This is a genomic window from Methylibium sp. T29, from assembly GCF_000576205.1.
GTDB classification, from domain to species: Bacteria; Pseudomonadota; Gammaproteobacteria; order Burkholderiales; family Burkholderiaceae_C; genus Methylibium; species Methylibium petroleiphilum.
This window is the reverse complement of record NZ_AZND01000063.1, coordinates 1-17,689: the sequence shown is the minus strand read 5'-3', so window position 1 is coordinate 17,689 and position 17,689 is coordinate 1. Positions and strand designations below refer to the sequence as shown.

Genomic DNA, 17,689 nt, shown 5'->3' with positions numbered 1-17,689 from the left:
CCGCCGCGCCCCAACCGGCGGGCGCTGCGCGCCGCGACCAGCTCACTCGACCGCGGGGCCTGGCTGCTGGTGCAGCGCTGCGACCTGTGGGACCGGCTCGACGTGGCCACTCACGAGCTGTTGTGCGAGGTGCTCGACCCCCACGGCAGCTTCTTCCGTTGGCTCGACCGCCGCTTCCACGAAGAGGGCCCGCTATCGCCGCAGACCCTGCTCGCCGAGATGCAGGCCGGCGGCGAAGGCCCGGGACTGGCCGAACTGGCACAGCGCATCGGGGCGCTGCACGAGGTGGAGGTCGGCGAGCACGCCGAGGCCGAGCTGCGGGTGGTGGCCGACCGCGTGCGCCTCGATGCGTTGGAGCGCGATCTGGAAAGCCTCACCGCTGCCGAGCCGCTGACCGCAGACATGCTGGACACGATCCGTCGTACCCGCCAGAACGCCGACGAGATCAAGCGCCGCCTCGCGCGCGGGCAGACCACAGCGAGTTCCTGACCCTGCGGCTTTGACGCCCGACCAGGAATCGCCGATAATCGTTGGCTAGTCGTATGCGGCAAGAGTGAGCGCAGCACCTCCGGGCCCCGGCCACCCTCGACAAGGGTTACCAACAGGCCACCTTCCCCCGCCAGGCTGCACCTTCAGGACACTCACGCGAGCTTGCCCGCCAACGCCGATGCCCCGACGGCCCCCTACGGCCCGACGGCTGCCCGACCTGTGTCTGCACGGTGCCTCTCACGGCCATGCGGTGCCAGGGCGGCGCACGGCGCATGGCTTCAGGCACCCGAGACACCCATCCTCCAAGGAATCGCATGACCGCGAAGAAGAGCGCTCCCGCCCCTGCGAGCAAGCCATCGAAGGCCGCCGCGCCGGCGCCGGCCGCCAAGGCCGCAGCCAAGCCGACCGGCAAGGCCGAGACCGACCCGAAGAAGGCCAAGGCAGCTGCCGCTCCTCCGGCCAAGACCTCGGCCAAGACGGCCAAAGCCGCCGCGCCCGAGGCCCCCAAGGGCAAGCCGGGCCGCAAGCCGGCCGCCAAGCAGGCGCTGCCAGTGCTCGACGAGGACCTGGGCGACATCGAGGCCGACCTCGAAGGCGAAGCCAGCGCCGAGGACACCGGTGGCGACAAGCCCAAGGCCAAGCCGCTGCGCATGAAGGTCTCGCGCGCCAAGGAGCGCGCGCTGATGCGCGAATTCGGGCTCGATGAGACGGCGCTGACCGAGGACGAGGTGGCCAAGCGCCGCCAGGAGCTCAAGACGCTCATCAAGATGGGCAAGACGCGCGGTTTCCTGACGCACCAGGAAATCAACGACCACCTGCCCGAAAAGCTGATCGAGGCCGAGATCCTCGAGGCCATCGTGTCGATGCTCAACGACATGGGCATCGCCGTCTACGAGCAGGCACCGGATGCCGCCACGCTGCTGATCGCCGGCGGCTCCACCGCGACGTCGACCGACGAGGAGGCCGAGGAAGAGGCCGAGGCGGCGCTGTCGACCGTCGATTCCGAGTTCGGCCGCACCACCGACCCGGTGCGCATGTACATGCGCGAGATGGGCACGGTGGAACTGCTGACGCGCGAGGGCGAGATCGAGATCGCCAAACGCATCGAGGGCGGGCTGCAGGCGATGATGCTGGCGATCAGCGAATCGCCCACCACGATCGCCGAGATCCTGGTGCTGGCCGACAAGATCCGCGCCGGCGAGATGCAGATCTCCGAGGCGGTCGACGGCTTCGTGTCGAACGAGGAGGCCGACGACTACGTGGCCGAGGAGGACTTCGACGAGTTCGACGAGGAAGACGACGACGACGGCAACGGCGGCTCGAAGGCGCTGACCAAGAAGCTCGAGGAACTGAAGACGCAGGCGCTGGTGCGCTTCGACGAACTGCGCACGCACTTCGACCGCATGCGCAAGGCCTACGAGAAGGAAGGCTACAAGTCGCCCGCCTACAACCGCGCGCAGATGGGCGTGAGCTCCGAGATCATGAGCCTGCGCTTCACGGTCAAGACCATCGAGCGGCTGTGCCAGATCCTGCGCTCGCAGGTCGACGACATCCGCCGCTACGAGCGCGAGCTGCGCAAGATCGTGGTCGACAAGTGCGGCATGCCGCAGGACCACTTCATCAAGACCTTCCCGCCGAACTCGCTGAACCTGAAGTGGGCCGAGAAGGAGATCGCGGCCAACAAGTCGTACAGCGCGGTGATGGCGCGCAACCTGCCGCCGATCCAGGACCTGCAGCAGAAGCTGATCGACCTGCAGAGCCGCGCGGTCGTGCCGATCGACGACCTGAAGCTCATCAACAAGAAGATGAACCAGGGCGAGAAGGCCTCGCGCGACGCAAAGAAGGAGATGATCGAGGCCAACCTGCGCCTGGTGATCTCGATCGCCAAGAAATACACCAACCGCGGCCTGCAGTTCCTCGACCTCATTCAAGAGGGCAACATCGGCCTGATGAAGGCGGTGGACAAGTTTGAATACCGCCGCGGCTACAAGTTCTCGACCTACGCCACGTGGTGGATCCGCCAGGCCATCACGCGCTCGATCGCCGACCAGGCGCGCACCATCCGCATCCCGGTGCACATGATCGAGACGATCAACAAGATGAACCGCCTGTCGCGCCAGCACCTGCAGGAATTCGGCTTCGAGCCGGACGCCCCGACGCTGGCCGAGAAGATGGAGATGCCCGAGGACAAGATCCGCAAGATCATGAAGATCGCCAAGGAGCCGATCTCCATGGAGACGCCGATCGGCGACGACGACGACAGCCACCTGGGCGACTTCATCGAGGACACGAACAACACGGCGCCGATCGAGGCGGCGATGCAGGCCGGCCTGCGCGACGTGGTGAAGGACATCCTCGACTCGCTGACCCCGCGCGAGGCCAAGGTGCTGCGCATGCGCTTCGGCATCGAGATGAGCACGGACCACACGCTGGAGGAAGTGGGCAAGCAGTTCGACGTGACGCGCGAGCGCATCCGCCAGATCGAGGCCAAGGCGATCCGCAAGCTCAAGCACCCGAGCCGGTCCGACAAGCTGCGCACGTACCTGGACAATCTCTGAGCGCGGCCCTGTCCGCCCGAAGCCCGGCCTTGCGCCGGGCTTTTTTCATGCTGGACTTGTTGGGGATGGAGGCGTCCTGCCACGCGGGATAAACTTTGCGTGACATATCTCACGCCGGCTTGATGACTTCACTGCTCCAACGCACCGTTCTGTTTGCCGACCTGCGCGGCAGCACCGGCCTGTTCGAGAAGCTCGGCAACGCCGAGGCGGCGTCGGTCGTGACGCAGAGCGTCGCCCTGATGGCGCAGATCGTCGGCAGTTGCGGCGGCCAGGTCGTCAAGACGCTGGGCGATGGCCTGATGGCGGTGTTCGAGCAGCCGCAAGGTGGCATCGAGGCCGCCGACGAGATGCACGAGTCGCTGGACCGCATCGTCGCCGGCGCACCGCAGAGCGGCACGCGCCGGCAGGCGCTGAAACTGCAGGTCGCCATGGCGCACGGCGAGGTCGTGGAACTCAATGGCGACTGCTTCGGCGACGCCGTGAACGTGGCGGCTCGCCTGCTCGACAGTGCCGGGGACAACGAGACGCTCACCACCCAGCAGGTGCTCGACGGACTGGACGCCGAGCACCGCAGCCGCTTCCGCTCCCTCAGCAAGCTGCAGCTGCGTGGCCGCCAGGAGCCGGTGCAGGTCTACCGACTCGATGCGCGGCGCTTCGGCGAGACCGTGGCCACGCTGTTCGAGGGCTCGGTGCCGATGCCGGCGCCGGACGGTATCCGCCTGGCCTGGCTGGACGTCACCCGGGTGTTCGCCGGCGTCGATCTGCCCGCCGTGCTGGGCCGAAGCCCGCAGGCAACCTACTGCATCGACGACACGCGCGTCTCGCGCTCGCACGCCCGCGTCGAATGGCACGGCGGCACCTTCCAGGTGAGCGACCTCAGCTACAACGGCACCTACGTCCGCTTCGCCGGTCGCGACGAGGTGATCGCGTTGCGCCGCGGCAGCTGCACACTGCACGGCCGCGGCGTGATCTGCCTCGGTGCCTCACCGACCGACCCGACGGCCCCGACCGTCAACTTCGACGTGCTGAGCTTCCAGGACACCGAGCCGCGCTCGACCGACTGAGCTCCTCAGACACCCAATCGGTCGGCCAGTGCGAGCAGATCAGGCCCCTGCCAGCAGCGCACCCCGGGCCTGATGATGTCGCCTTCTCCTCCCTCACCGTCGCGGCGCACCCAGGCGGCCTGCATGCCAGCGTCGAGCGCACCGTGCACGTCGAGCCGCAGATCGTCACCGACGTGCAGCACTTCATTCGGTGCGCAACCCAGACGCTCGCAGGCCGCGGCGAAGATGCGAGGATCGGGCTTGCCGACCCCGAATTCTCTCGCCGCGAGGCTGCCTCGGAACCAGGGTTGCAGCCCGATCCGCGCCAGATCGGCGTTGCCGTTGCTCAGTGCGAACAGCGGCCAGCGCGCAGCCAGCCGCTGCAGCGCCGGCAGCGAATCGGCATAGAGATCGACGCGCTGTCGCTCGGCGAGAAAGACCGAGAACGCGGCGTCGAGCAAGGATTCCGTTTCCCCCGCCGCGACCAGCAGGCGCCGGATGCTCTCGCGCCGCAGGCACTGAGATCGTGCGCCCAGTCAGGTCGCTCGCGCGCCACCGCCTCGCGGTCGGCCCGCATCGCGGCCAGGTCGAACCGCTCGGTGACGCGCGGCGCATGCCGCTGCAGCCAGGCCTGCAAGGCCGATTCGGCGCGCGCGATGGTCGGCCAGATCGGCCACAGCGTGTCGTCCAGATCCAGCGTCAGCGCGCGGAGCTTGCCCGTGTCCAGGTTCATTGCAGATCGCCCCCGGACGCAGTGTGACCGAAGCACGGCGCCATGGGGCCGGCCGCGACCATCGCCGCCTCCGGGCGTGACGCTCCGCTACATTACGTTGCCTCTCCAACCGGTGACCGACCGCTGAATGAAATCGGCCCCAGCGCCCGCCGACGATGCCGAGCGCCTGCGCGTCCTGCATGAACTGCGCCTCCTCGACACCGAGGTAGACCCCGCTTTCGCGGCGATCGCGCGGCTCGCCCAGCAGCACAGCGGCTGGACCGTCGGCGCGATCAGCCTGGTCGCCGCCGACCGCCAGTGGTTCCCCGCGTCGGTCGGCCTCGAGGTTCGCGAGACGCCGCGCAAGGTCGCCTTCTGCGCACACACCGTCCTCGGGAACGATGCGATGGAGGTCGTCGATGCGCAGCGGGACGAACGATTTGCCGACAACCCGCTCGTCGTCGGCGCCCCGCGCCTTCGTGCCTATGCCGCGGTGCCCGTGCAGGTCGACGGCCAACGGATCGGCACCGTCTGTGCGATCGACGCACGACCCGGGCGACTGCCCCCCGATGCCCTGGCCACGCTGCGCGATCTGGCGACGCTGACCAGTGCCTTGCTTCAGGCGCGGCTTCAGGAACAGCGCTCGCGCCTGCAGGAAAGCCGCGTGCGCGGTGCGAGCCGCGCCGGCAGCGACTGGCTCTGGGAGACCGACGAGCACGGCACGATCAGCTGGGTGTCCGACAGCGTGGAAGCCCACACGGGTCATCCTCCCAGTCATGAGGTGGGCCGGTTCGGCCAGGGCATGCACCGCGCGCGCGACGATGAGCATCGCGCTTCCTGGGAGGCCCTGGTGGCCGCACGGGCGCAACGGCGGCCCTTTCGCAACGCCGTCGCCGATCGCGACGCGGCGCACGGCACGATCACGATCGCCACCAGCGGCGACCCGGTCTTCGATGCCACGGGACAGTTCAAGGGCTATCGCGGCGCCGCGCGCAACATCACCGAGGAACTGAACCGGCGCACCCAGGAACAGCGCACCCAGGCGCTGCTGCAGGCGGCCATCGAAGGCGTCGCCGCCGGCGTGATGGTCAGCGACCCCAGCGGCCGCATCGTGCTGAGCAACACCGCCTGGCGCACCGGCATGCAGCGCTTCCTGCCCGAGTGGCCGTCCCACTGGCCGGATCTCGTCCACGCGCTGCTGCGGGCCGGCGCTTATCCCGACGCCAGCGGCCGTGAGGCCGAGTTCGCCGCATGGCGGCTCGGGCTCACGACCGCCGAGGGTCGTCAGCACGAGCTGCGCTTCGGCCAGCAGCACGTGCTGGTGACCGACCAGTTGCTGGCCGATGGCAGCGTCATTCACCTGTCGATCGACATCACGCGGCGGCGCCGCACCGAGCTCGAACTCGCCGAGCAGCAGGCCCGGCTCGGAGCCGTGCTGCGTTCACTGCCCGATCTGTGGTTCGTGATCGATGCCGAAGGCCGCCACGTCGAGTGCAGCGACGAACGGCACCCGAGCCTGCTTCGGCCTTTCGGGGAGTTGCGCGGCAAGCACTTCGCCGAGGCCGTGCCCGAACCGCTGGCGAGCCTGGCCATGCGCTCGATTGCCGAGGCGCTACGCAGCGGCGAAGTGCAGCGAATCGAGTACGAACTGCCGACGCTGGACGGCCGGGTTCGCAACTTCGAAGCCCGCATCTCGCCGATGGGCGACGACCGCGTGCTGTACCTGACGCGCGATCTGACCGAATTGCGCCACCTGGAACGCAATGTCCAATTGATGCAGCGCGCGCTGGAGGCCGAGGCTGCCCTGCCGATGGTGGTCGCCGACGCCACCCAGCCTGATCTGCCGCTGATCTACGCCAACACCGCCTTCGAGCGCCTGAGCGGCCTGCCGCTCGACCAGGTGATCGGTCGCAACTGTCGCTTTCTGCAGGCCGGCGATCGCGACCAGCCCGGACTGACCCGGCTGCGCGAGGCGCTTGCCGCCGAACGCGCGTGTACCGTTACGCTGCGCAACCAGCGCGCCGACGGCACCTCCTTCATCAACGAGCTGCACGTGGCACCGGTACATGACGCGCTGGGCCGCGTGACCCATTACGTCGGCGTGCAGCACGACGTGACGGAGCGCAGCCGCGCCGAGCAGCAGCTCGCGCTCAGCGAGACGCTCTACCGCTCGGTGGCGGCGTCGATCACCGACGGCCTGCTGGTCATCGGGCCGGATCGCCGGATCGTCACCGCGAACCCGTCCGCCTGTACGCTGCTGGGGGCCCGCGCAACGACGCTGGCTGGACAGCGCCTCGGGCGCCTGGGTTACAAGCTGCTGGAGGAAGACGGGCGCCTGGTCGAGCACGACCGGCATCCGGTTCGCGAGGTGCTCTTGAGTGGCCGGAGTGCGCTCGACCGGGTGCATCGGCTGCGACGGCCGGACGGCAGCGAGCGCCTGCTGCGCCTGAACGTGCAGCCGCTGCGCGCCCATCCCGACGACAGCCGGCTTTCCTGCGTGGTGACTTTCCGCGACATCACCGCCCAGCGTGGCGCGGAGGCCGAGTTGGCCCAGGCCGAGGCGCGTTGGAAGTTCGCGCTCGAAGGCGCCGGCGACGGCATCTGGGACTACGACGAAGATACGCAACTGGTCTTCTACTCGCCGCGCTGGAAGGCCATGCTCGGCTACCGCGATGACGAGATCGGCACCTCGACCCGCGAGTGGTCGCGCCGCATCCACCCCGAGGATCGCCCGGGCGTGATCGACGCCATCCGGCGCTACCGCGCCGGCGAGATCACCGAATACCGCACCGAACACCGACTGCGCCACAAGGACGGCCAGTGGATCTGGGTCTACGAGCGCGGCAAGATCGTCGAGCGCCGGGCCGACGGCAGCCCGCGGCGCATCGTCGGCACGCACACCGACGTCACGCGCCAGAAGATGGCCGAACAGGCGTTGCGCGACAAGGCCGCAGCCGAGCTGGCGAGCCAGGCCAAGAGCGCATTCCTCTCGCGCATGAGCCACGAGATGCGTACCCCGCTGAATGCGGTGATCGGCTTCGCGCAGCTGCTGCGCAAGGACGACGCGCCCGGCGGCGCGCGCGTCGCCCAGTTCGGCGACCACATCCTGCAGGCCGGCGAGCACCTGCTGGCGCTGGTGAACGATGTGCTCGACCTGCAGCAGGTCGAGGAGGGCCGGTTGTCGATCCGGCTCGAATCGCTGCCTCTGCGAGCGGCGGTCGACGCGGCACTCGAGTTGATCCGCCCGCAGGCGGCGCAGCGCCGGGTGACGGTGTGCAACCGCATCGAACCGGACCTGTCGGTGCAGGCCGATCCGAAGCGCCTGCGGCAGGTGCTGCTGAACCTGCTGTCCAACGGCGTCAAGTACAACCGGGAGGGCGGCGAACTGCACTGTTCAGCCGTGCTCGACGGCACGATCCCGTACTGCACGCTGCTGATCGAGGACCAAGGCTTCGGCCTGGAGGCGGACGACCTTGCGCGGTTGTTCCAACCGTTCGAGCGCCTGGGCCGCGAGACATCGGCCATCGAGGGCACCGGACTCGGTCTGGTCATCTCGCGTCGGCTCGCCGAGGAGATGAACGGGCGCCTGTCGCTGAGCAGCCGCCCGGGGCACGGCACGCAGGCGCGGCTGGAGCTGCCGCTGCAGGCGCCCGTCGACCCGGCGGGTGATGCCGCGGCGGCGGACCTCGCTCCACCGCTTGCAGCGCCCCCCTCGACCGCCCTGCCGCTGCGCATGCTCTACGTCGAGGACAACCGCATCAACGCCATCCTGTTCGAAGAAGCGATCAAGCTGCGCGGCGGGATCGATCTGCGAATCGCCGAGGATGGCCCGGAAGCGCTGACAATGGCGGACGAATGGCAACCCGACGTGCTGGTCCTCGATGCCCACCTGCCCAGCACCACGGGCTATGACGTGCTGGCCGAGTTGCGCCGCAGGCCGGACTTCGAACGCACACCGGCCTTCATGTGCTCCGCCGACACGATGCCGCAGGATCTGCAACGCGCGACCGACGCCGGATTCGCCGGCTACTGGACCAAACCGATCGACATCGACCGCGTGATGAACGACCTCGACGCCCTGCGCATCGCCGCCCGCTCATGAAGCACGCCCCCGAACCCGGGCACCGTCACGGCGGCGCCGAACGCTGCGCGATCCTGCTCGTCAACCTGGGCACGCCGGACGAACCGAGCGCCCCCGCACTGCGCCGCTACCTCGCCGAATTCCTGAGCGACCCGCGGGTCGTCGAGATCCCGCGCGCGGTGTGGCTGCCCATCCTGCACGGCATCGTGCTGCGGGTGCGACCCGCCAAGTCGGCCGCCAAGTACGCCAGCATCTGGACGGCCGAGGGCTCGCCGCTGAAGGTCTGGACCGAAAAGCAGGCCAAGCTGCTCACCGGCTATCTGGGCGAGCGCGGCCACCCGGTGCTGGTGCGCGCGGCGATGCGCTATGGCCAGCCCTCGGTCGCGACCCAGCTCGACGCGCTGAAGGCCGATGGCGCGACACGCATCCTCGTGCTGCCGCTGTACCCGCAGTACGCCGCCGCCACCACCGCCAGCGTGTTCGACGCCGTCTACGCCTGGCCGCTCGCACCCGGCGCGTGCCGGAGCTGCGCTTCGTCAACCACTACCACGACGACCCGGGCTACATCCTTGCGCTCGGTCGCTGCATCGAAGACCACTGGATGCGCAACGGCCGCGCCGAGCGGCTGGTGCTCAGCTTCCACGGCGTGCCCGAACGAACGCTGCGCCTCGGTGATCCGTATCACTGCGAGTGCCAGAAGACAGCGCGGTTGCTGACCGAGCGGCTGGCACTGAAGCCCGAGCAGGTGCTGGTGACCTTCCAGAGCCGCTTCGGCAAGGCCAAGTGGCTGGAGCCCTACACCGAGCCGACTTTGGTGCAGCTGGCGCAGCAGGGCATCCGGCGCGTCGACGTGGCCTGCCCCGGCTTCACCTCGGACTGCCTCGAAACGCTGGAAGAGATTGCGCAGGAAGCCCGTGAGGCCTACCTGCATGCCGGTGGCGAGACGTTCCACTACATCCCCTGCCTGAACGATCGGCACGAGTGGATCGCCGCGCTCAGCGACATCGCGATCCGCCACCTGCAAGGCTGGCCGACCCAAACGGCGCCGGATCCGGCGGCCCTGCAGGCCCAGGCTCTTCGGGCCCGCCAACTGGGGGCCCAGGCATGAGCACAACCGGGCCGGGGGTTCGCCTCGACAAATGGCTGTGGGCCGCGCGCTTCTACAAGACGCGCAGTCTCGCCGCCGAGGAGATCGGCAAGCACCGGATCGAGGTCAACGGCGTACCGGCCAAGGCCTCGCGCGAAGTCCGGGTCGGCGACGAACTGCACCTGCGCCAGAACGGTGGCCTGTCGCGTACGGTGATCGTGCGCGGCGTGTCCAGCGTGCGCGGCCCGGCCCCCAGGCCCAGGCCCTGTACGAGGAGACCGCAGCCAGCCTCGCGCAACGCGAAGCCCGTGCCGAGCAGCTGCGCACCGCGCCCGAGCCCGCCCTCAGCATCGACCAGGGCCGCCCCACCAAGCGCGACCGGCGCCAGCTCGCCGACTGGGACCGCTGGAGCGCCGCGCTGGACAGATAGCGCGGCCGGGGGCTGCAGCCCAGACATCGTCGCCGCACCGGGCGCCGCTGGTGCCTGCCACAGATCAAAATGCCCCTCTTGAAAATACGGACTCCGGCCCAAGCTGTTGTCCGTTCCCGCAGAAGCTCACCCTGAAAATGGAAAAACCTGAAGAAAATCAAGCACCTGGCGCGCCCGAGCCCTCCTTTGCCGCAGACACGCCGGACTTGAACAACGCCGCCGCCGCATCGACGCCCGAGCAGCGCCTGGCCGAACTGGAAGCCAAGCATTCCGAGATGGCCGATGCCTACCTGCGCGCCAAGGCCGAGGCGGAGAACACCCGGCGCCGTGCCGAAGAGGAAATGAGCAAGGCCCGAAAGTTTGCGGTCGAAGGCTTCGCCGACAGCCTGCTGCCCGTGAAGGACAGCCTGGAGGCCGCCCTCGCGATCGAGGGGGCCACCGTCGAGCAGTTGCGCGAGGGCACGCATGCAACGCTGCGCCAACTGGCCACCGCGCTGGAGCGCAACAAGGTGATCGAGATCTCGCCGCCCGCTGGCACCAAGTTCGACCCCCATCAACACCAGGCGATCACGATGGTGCCGGTCGAGCAGGAGGCCAACACCGTGGTGGCCGTGCTGCAGAAGGGTTACCTGATCGCCGACCGCGTGCTGCGCCCGGCGCTCGTCACCGTCGCGGCGCCGAAATAACACCGCACCCTCTTGAATCAGCGGAAGTTATCCACAGCTTCCCAGCAACAGATTTCAGCTTGAAGGAGTTTTGACCATGGCCAAGATCATCGGCATCGACCTGGGGACCACCAACTCGTGCGTCGCCATCATGGAAGGCAATACCACCAAGGTGATCGAGAACAGCGAAGGTGCGCGCACCACGCCGTCGATCATCGCCTACCAGGAGGACGGCGAGGTGCTCGTCGGCGCGTCGGCCAAGCGGCAGGCCGTCACCAACCCGCGCAACACGCTGTACGCGGTGAAGCGCCTGATCGGCCGCAAGTTCACCGAGAAGGAAGTGCAGAAGGACATCGACCTGATGCCCTACACCATCGCCGCGGCCGAAAACGGCGACGCCTGGGTCGAGGTGCGGGGCAACAAGCTCGCGCCGCCGCAGGTGAGCGCCGAGGTGCTGCGCAAGATGAAGAAGACCGCCGAGGACTACCTCGGCGAGACGGTGACCGAGGCCGTGATCACGGTGCCGGCCTACTTCAACGACGCACAGCGCCAGGCCACCAAGGACGCCGGCCGCATCGCCGGTCTGGACGTCAAGCGCATCATCAACGAGCCGACCGCGGCCGCGCTGGCCTTCGGCCTGGACAAGCACAACGACGGCAAGGGCGGCGACCGCAAGATCGCCGTGTACGACCTCGGCGGCGGCACCTTCGACATTTCGATCATCGAGATCGCCGATGTCGACGGCGAGATGCAGTTCGAGGTGCTGTCGACCAACGGCGACACCTTCCTCGGCGGCGAGGACTTCGACCAGCGCGTCATCGACTACATCATCGCCGAGTTCAAGAAGGAGCAAGGCGTCGACCTGAGCAAGGACGTGCTCGCGCTGCAGCGGCTGAAGGAAGCTGCCGAGAAAGCCAAGATCGAGCTCTCCAACAGCACGCAGACCGACATCAACCTGCCCTACGTGACGGCCGATGCCAGCGGCCCGAAGCACCTGAACATCAAGCTCACGCGCGCCAAGCTCGAGGCGCTGGTCGAGGAACTGATCGAACGCACGATCGCGCCCTGCCGCACCGCCATCAAGGACGCCGGGGTCTCCACCAGCCAGATCAACGACGTGATCCTGGTCGGCGGCATGACCCGCATGCCCAAGGTGCAGGAGAAGGTCAAGGAGTTCTTCGGCCAGGAGCCGCGCAAGGACGTGAACCCGGACGAGGCGGTGGCGGTCGGTGCCGCCATCCAGGGCCAGGTGCTGGCCGGTGACCGCAAGGACGTGCTGCTGCTCGACGTGACCCCGCTGTCGCTCGGCATCGAGACGCTCGGCGGCGTGATGACGAAGATGATCACGAAGAACACCACCATCCCGACCAAGTTCGCGCAGACCTTCAGCACCGCTGACGACAACCAGCCGGCGGTGACGATCAAGGTGTTCCAGGGCGAGCGCGAGCTGGCCTCGGGCAACAAGATGCTGGGCGAGTTCAACCTCGAGGGCATCGCGCCGGCGCCGCGCGGCATGCCGCAGATCGAGGTGAGCTTCGACATCGACGCCAACGGCATCCTGCACGTCGGCGCCAAGGACAAGGGCACCGGCAAGGAAAACAAGATCACCATCAAGGCGAACTCCGGCCTCAGCGAGGAAGAGATCCAGAAGATGGTGAAGGACGCCGAGCTCAATGCGGCCGAGGACAAGAAGAAGCTCGAGCTCGTGCAGGCGCGCAACCAGGCCGACGCCATGGTGCACAGCGTGAAGAAGAGCCTTGCCGAGCATGGCGACAAGCTCGACGCCGGCGAGAAGGAGAAGATCGAGTCCGCGCTGAAGGACGCCGAGACCGCGCTCAAGGGCGAGGACAAGGCCGAGATCGAGGCCAAGACCGAGGCGCTGATGTCCGCGAGCCAGAAGCTCGGCGAGAAGGTCTATGCCGACATGCAGGCGGCTCAGGCCGCGGCCGGTGCGGCAGCGGGCGGCGGCGAAGCACCGGCGGCCGAGGCGACCGCATCGAAGCCGGCCGACGACAACGTCGTCGATGCCGAGTTCAAGGAAGTCAAGGACCAGAAGTAAGACGAGCCCACCCCGGTGAGCCTCCCCCGTGAGCCGTCGGCGGCGCACGGGGGCTTTGCACATTAAGAAGGCAGCCCTCATGGCGAAGCGTGACTACTACGAGACCCTCGGCGTCGCCAAGAACGCCAGCGAAGAAGACATCAAGAAGCCTACCGCAAGCTGGCCATGAAGCACCACCCCGATCGCAACCAGGGCGACGGGGCGAAGAAGGCCGAGGAGAGCTTCAAGGAGGCCAAGGAGGCCTACGAGATGCTGTCCGACGCGCAGAAGCGGGCCGCCTACGACCAGTACGGCCACGCCGGCGTTGACCCGAACATGGGCGGCCGAGGCGCAGGCGGTCCCGAAGCCTACGGCGGTTTCGCCGAGGCCTTCGGTGACATCTTCGGCGACATCTTCGGCCAGAACGGCCAGCGTCGCGGTCCGGGCGGCCAGCAGGTCTACCGCGGCAACGACCTCAGCTACGCGATGGAGATCACGCTCGAGGAAGCGGCGCGCGGCAAGGACACGCAGATCCGCATCCCGAGCTGGGACAGTTGCAGCACCTGCGACGGCACCGGCGCCAAGCCCGGCACCAGCGCGAAGACCTGCCCCACCTGCAGCGGCTCCGGCCAGGTGCATCTGCGCCAGGGCTTCTTCAGCATCCAGCAGACCTGCCCCAGCTGCCACGGCACCGGCAAGATCATTCCCGAGCCCTGCACGGCCTGCAACGGCGCCGGCCGCATCAAGAGCAACAAGACGCTGGAGGTCAAGATCCCGGCCGGCATCAACGAGGGCATGCGCATCCGCTCGGCCGGCAATGGCGAGCCCGGCACCAACGGCGGCCCGGCGGGCGACCTGTACATCGAGATCCGCATCAAGGCGCACGACATCTTCGAGCGCGACGGCGACGACCTGCACTGCACGATCCCGATCGGCATCGCGACGGCGACGCTGGGTGGCGCGATCGAGGTGCCGACGCTGGGCGGCAAGGCCGAGATCGAGTTGCCCGAAGGCACACAGCATGGCAAGACCTTCCGGCTGCGCGGCAAGGGCATCAAGGGCGTGCGGTCCAGCTACCCGGGCGACCTGTACTGCCACGTGGCGGTCGAGACCCCGATCAAGCTGACGGAACACCAACGCAAGCTGCTGAGGGAACTTGACGAGAGCCTGAAGAAGGGCGGCGAGCGCCACTCGCCGAATGCCAAGAGCTGGACCGACCGGGTCAAGGACCTGTTCAAGTGACCGAGAGCGGCCGGGCCTTCCCCGGCCGCCGCGCGGTGCCACGGCCTTAAGGCCCCGCTAATGCGGCGCCGGCACAGTCAGCCGGATGCTGTTGCCCCATTCGCTGACCCGCGCCCCTTTCCTGCTCCGCCGGCGCAACGCCCCCGACACCGAGACCCACGCGGCACCGCCCCATAGCCCGCTGGCGCTGGCCTGGTGGATCGCGTTGTGGATCGCCGGCCCGGCCAACTGGCCCCTCTGGAAAGCCTTCGCGGGCCTGCCCGATGTCACCGGCACGCGCGGTCTGCTGTTCGGCATCGGATTCGGGCTGATGATCGCCGCAGCGACGGCCGCGTTGCTGAGCCTGCTGGCGTGGCGACCGACCTTCAAGCCAGCCCTCACCGTGGTGCTGCTGACGGCGGCGGTGAGCGCACATTTCATGGGCAGCTACGGCGTCGTCATCGACCCCACGATGATCCTCAATGTGCTGGGCACCGACGTGCGCGAGACGCGCGACCTGCTCAGTCTGCGGTTGCTGGAGTCCCTGTTGCTGCTGGCCGCGCTGCCACTGTGGTGGCTGTGGCGTCGGCCCGTCGACTACCAGCGCGGGGCGGTGCGGGCGATCCGCAATCTGGCGAGCCTGGCAGGCGCGCTGGTGGTGCTGGCGGCGATGACGCTGCTGTGTTTCCAGGACCTGTCGGGGACGATGCGCAATCACAAGGAGCTCCGCTACCTGGTCAATCCGCTCAACGGCTTCTATTCGGTCGGCCGCGTCGCCTACGCGAAGCAGGCCAGGCCGGCCGGGCCGCCGATGCCGATCGGCCTCGATGCCCGCCCGCTGCCACCGCTGGCCGGCCAGCGCACGCCGCTGCTGCTGCTGGTGGTCGGTGAGACCGCCCGCGCCGACCACTTCGCACTGAACGGCTATCCGCGCGACACCGACCCGGAACTGCGCGCACTCGACGTGCTGAGCTTCCGCAACGTCACGTCCTGCGGCACCAACACGGCGGCGTCCCTGCCCTGCATGGTGTCGCACCTCGGCCGCACGGCCCACGAGGCGCGCTCGCACAACTACGAGAACCTGCTCGACCTTCTGCAGCACGCCGGTCTCGCGGTGCTGTGGATCGAGAACCAGGCGGGCTGCAAGGAGGTGTGTGATCGCGTACCGCACACCCGCCCCGAGCAGCCGGCACCGGGCGCGACACCGCCCGACGACCGCCTGTGCCCGAACGGAGAATGCCTGGACGAGGCGATGCTGCACGGACTCGATGCCCGCCTTGCCGCGCTGCCGGCGACCCAGCGCGCGCACGGCGTGGTGCTGGTGATCCATCAGATGGGCAGCCATGGTCCGGCGTACTCGCAACGCTCGCCGGCCGATCGCAAGCGCTTCACACCCGAGTGCACGAGCACCGTGCTGCAGCAGTGCGACCACCAGAGGCTCGTCAATGCCTACGACAACTCGATCGCCTACACCGATCACGTGCTGGCGCAATCGGTGCGCTGGCTCCGGCAGCAGACCGCCAGCTACGACCCGGCGATGCTCTACCTGTCGGACCACGGCGAGTCGCTGGGCGAGAACAATCTCTACCTGCACGGCCTGCCCTACGCAATCGCGCCGCGCGAGCAGAAGCACGTGCCGATGATCGCCTGGCTGCCACCGCAGCGGCTGCAGGCCGACCGGCTCGACCTGGGCTGCCTGCGCGGCCGGCTCGACACCTCCTTGAGCCACGACAACCTGTTCCACACCGTGCTGGGTCTGGCGCGCGTGCGGGCTGGCGAGTATCAGCCCGCGCTCGACGCGCTGGCCCCCTGCCGTGCCGCGTCCTGATGTCGCGCGCCTGTCGGGCGCGCAACGTGACCTGTTGCTCGCGCTGGCCGGGCTGGCGCTGTTGATGCTCTGGGACAGCAGCGGCCTCGACATGGTGTTGCTGCGGCAGGTCGGCGATGCCGACGGATTCGCCTGGCGCAACCACTGGCTGACCGCAGGGCTGCTGCACCAGGGCGGTCGCTGGCTCAGCGTGGCGCTGTTCGTGCTCACGGTCGCGATCACGCTGCGCCCCTTCGGCCCCTGGCGCGGCGCTATGCCACGCGAGCGCGTGTGGGCCCTGGGCATCACGATCGCCTGCCTGGTGCTGATCCCGCTGCTCAAGCGCCACAGCCTGACCAGTTGTCCCTGGGAGCTGCAGGAGTTCGGCGGCGTGGCGCGCTACGTCTCGCACTGGCGCTTCGGCATCGGCGACGGCGGCCCGGGCCGCTGCTTCCCCTCGGGCCATGCCTCCGGCGCGTTCTCCTTCCTGGCACTGGCCGTCCTGCTGCGCACACGGCGCCCCGCGGCGGCGCGTGCCGTGCTGATCGCGCTGTGCACGGTCGGCGCCGTGTTCGGCCTCGCGCAGATGGCGCGCGGCGCGCACTACCTGAGCCACACGCTCTACACCGCGTGGCTGTGCGCCAGTCTGACCGCGTTGTCGTGGCAGGCGCTGCAGCGGCCGGCACCGCGGGCACTGCCGCTGCCGCACCACCGGCCAGCGGACTGAGCCGGCGCCTTCAGCCCATCGCCCGGGTCACGAAGCGATAGCCGACGCCGGTCTCCGTGAGCAGGTACTCCGGCCGCGCCGGGTCGACCTCCAGCTTGCGCCGCAACTGGCTCATGTAGATGCGCAGGTAGTGGCTGTGCTCCACCGCGTTCGGGCCCCAGACCTCGCGCAGCAGCTGCCGGTGCGTCAGCACCTTGCCGGTGTTGGCGATCAGCAGCGTGAGCAACCGGTACTCGATCGGCGTCAGGTGCACCGGTTCGCCGTCGCGTGCCACGACGCGTGACGCAAGGTCGACATCGACTGCGCCGAAGCGAACGTGCACGGCCCCGGTGTCCGAGACGCCTTGCGCGCGCCGCCGCGCCACCCGCACGCGCGCCAGCAGTTCGCCGACGCCGAAGGGCTTGGTCAGGTAGTCGTCGGCGCCGGCATCGAGCGCGGCGATCTTGTCGGCCTCGTCGGCGCGTGCCGACAGCACGATCACCGGCACCTGCGACCAGGCCCGCAGGTCATGCAGATAGCCGACCCCGTCACCGTCGGGCATGCCGAGGTCGAGCACGATCAGGTCCGGCCGCCGCGTGCCGGCCTCGACCAGTCCCTGCCTGAGGGTCGCCGCATCGAACACCAGCCAACCCTCGCCCTCCAGCGCGATGCGCACGAAGCGGCGGATCTGCGGCTCGTCCTCGACGATGATCGCGATGGGCGCGGGATCGCTCATGGCACGGCACCGTCGAGTGCGGCATCCACCGTCACGGCCTCGGGCTGCGGCAGCGCCGGTGGCGTGCCGAGCGGCAGGCTGAAGCCGAAGCTCGCGCCCGGCCGCTCGGGCGGGCC

Annotated in this window: 9 protein-coding genes and 4 pseudogenes; 11 read left to right on the top strand and 2 right to left on the bottom strand. The window is 68.7% G+C overall.

The genetic code is table 11. The annotated features are described in order from the left end of the window. The 3 genes and pseudogenes from x551_RS10020 to x551_RS10010 form a co-directional block, all read left to right on the top strand. Window positions 1-489, top strand: a pseudogene (locus x551_RS10020) (DNA primase); the annotation flags it as partial. A gap of 314 nt (window positions 490-803) precedes the next feature. Then, window positions 804-3,047, top strand: coding sequence for an RNA polymerase sigma factor RpoD (gene rpoD, locus x551_RS10015; RefSeq protein ID WP_036233241.1), 2,244 nt, complete (start codon window positions 804-806; stop codon window positions 3,045-3,047). A gap of 122 nt (window positions 3,048-3,169) precedes the next feature. Beyond that, a complete protein-coding gene (locus x551_RS10010; protein ID WP_011830080.1) occupies window positions 3,170-4,111 on the top strand; it encodes an adenylate/guanylate cyclase domain-containing protein in 942 nt (313 codons plus the stop codon). 5 nt (window positions 4,112-4,116) lie between these two features. On the opposite strand, the gene x551_RS27180 is transcribed toward x551_RS10010, so the two are convergent. Further along, window positions 4,117-4,551, bottom strand: a complete 435-nt coding sequence (locus x551_RS27180) for an HAD family hydrolase (RefSeq protein ID WP_231497687.1) — start codon at window positions 4,549-4,551, stop codon at window positions 4,117-4,119. Between the two features lie 399 nt (window positions 4,552-4,950). Between x551_RS27180 and x551_RS23425 the strand changes: the two genes are divergently transcribed. From x551_RS23425 to x551_RS09965, 8 genes and pseudogenes are all read left to right on the top strand, one after another. Beyond that, a complete protein-coding gene (locus x551_RS23425; protein WP_051495773.1) occupies window positions 4,951-8,904 on the top strand; it encodes a PAS domain S-box protein in 3,954 nt (1,317 codons plus the stop codon). Further along, a pseudogene (gene hemH, locus x551_RS09995) lies at window positions 8,901-9,991 on the top strand (ferrochelatase). The gene x551_RS23425 and the pseudogene hemH overlap by 4 nt, the downstream one beginning before the upstream one ends. Further along, a pseudogene (locus tag x551_RS24280) lies at window positions 9,988-10,400 on the top strand (RNA-binding S4 domain-containing protein). The pseudogenes hemH and x551_RS24280 overlap by 4 nt, the downstream one beginning before the upstream one ends. A 137-nt stretch (window positions 10,401-10,537) precedes the next feature. Beyond that, entirely contained in the window at window positions 10,538-11,086 is a 549-nt protein-coding gene (grpE, locus tag x551_RS09985) for a nucleotide exchange factor GrpE (RefSeq protein WP_011830085.1), read from the top strand. Between the two features lie 76 nt (window positions 11,087-11,162). Next, a complete protein-coding gene (gene dnaK, locus x551_RS09980; RefSeq protein ID WP_011830086.1) occupies window positions 11,163-13,124 on the top strand; it encodes a molecular chaperone DnaK in 1,962 nt (653 codons plus the stop codon). Between the two features lie 79 nt (window positions 13,125-13,203). Continuing rightward, window positions 13,204-14,345: pseudogene (gene dnaJ / locus x551_RS09975) on the top strand (molecular chaperone DnaJ). A gap of 85 nt (window positions 14,346-14,430) precedes the next feature. Beyond that, window positions 14,431-16,152 carry a phosphoethanolamine--lipid A transferase gene (locus x551_RS09970; protein WP_036233244.1) on the top strand — a complete coding sequence of 574 codons (1,722 nt, stop codon included), beginning with the start codon at window positions 14,431-14,433 and terminating at the stop codon, window positions 16,150-16,152. Further along, entirely contained in the window at window positions 16,139-16,858 is a 720-nt protein-coding gene (locus x551_RS09965; RefSeq protein ID WP_051495774.1) for a phosphatase PAP2 family protein, read from the top strand. The genes x551_RS09970 and x551_RS09965 overlap by 14 nt, the downstream gene beginning before the upstream one ends. Before the next feature lie 10 nt (window positions 16,859-16,868). On the opposite strand, the gene kdpE is transcribed toward x551_RS09965, so the two are convergent. Further along, on the bottom strand, window positions 16,869-17,573 hold the full coding sequence (gene kdpE, locus x551_RS09960; RefSeq protein WP_036233245.1) for a two-component system response regulator KdpE: 705 nt from the start codon (window positions 17,571-17,573) through the stop codon (window positions 16,869-16,871). Window positions 17,574-17,689 lie beyond the last annotated feature (116 nt).

Coding starts and splice junctions, on each gene's coding strand:
- rpoD (WP_036233241.1), top strand. CDS start 804: ATGACCGCGAAGAAGAGCGCTCCCGCCCCTGCGAGCAAGCCATCGAAG.
- dnaK (WP_011830086.1), top strand. CDS start 11,163: ATGGCCAAGATCATCGGCATCGACCTGGGGACCACCAACTCGTGCGTC.
- grpE (WP_011830085.1), top strand. CDS start 10,538: ATGGAAAAACCTGAAGAAAATCAAGCACCTGGCGCGCCCGAGCCCTCC.
- x551_RS09970 (WP_036233244.1), top strand. CDS start 14,431: ATGCTGTTGCCCCATTCGCTGACCCGCGCCCCTTTCCTGCTCCGCCGG.
- x551_RS23425 (WP_051495773.1), top strand. CDS start 4,951: ATGAAATCGGCCCCAGCGCCCGCCGACGATGCCGAGCGCCTGCGCGTC.
- x551_RS10010 (WP_011830080.1), top strand. CDS start 3,170: ATGACTTCACTGCTCCAACGCACCGTTCTGTTTGCCGACCTGCGCGGC.
- kdpE (WP_036233245.1), bottom strand. CDS start 17,573: ATGAGCGATCCCGCGCCCATCGCGATCATCGTCGAGGACGAGCCGCAG.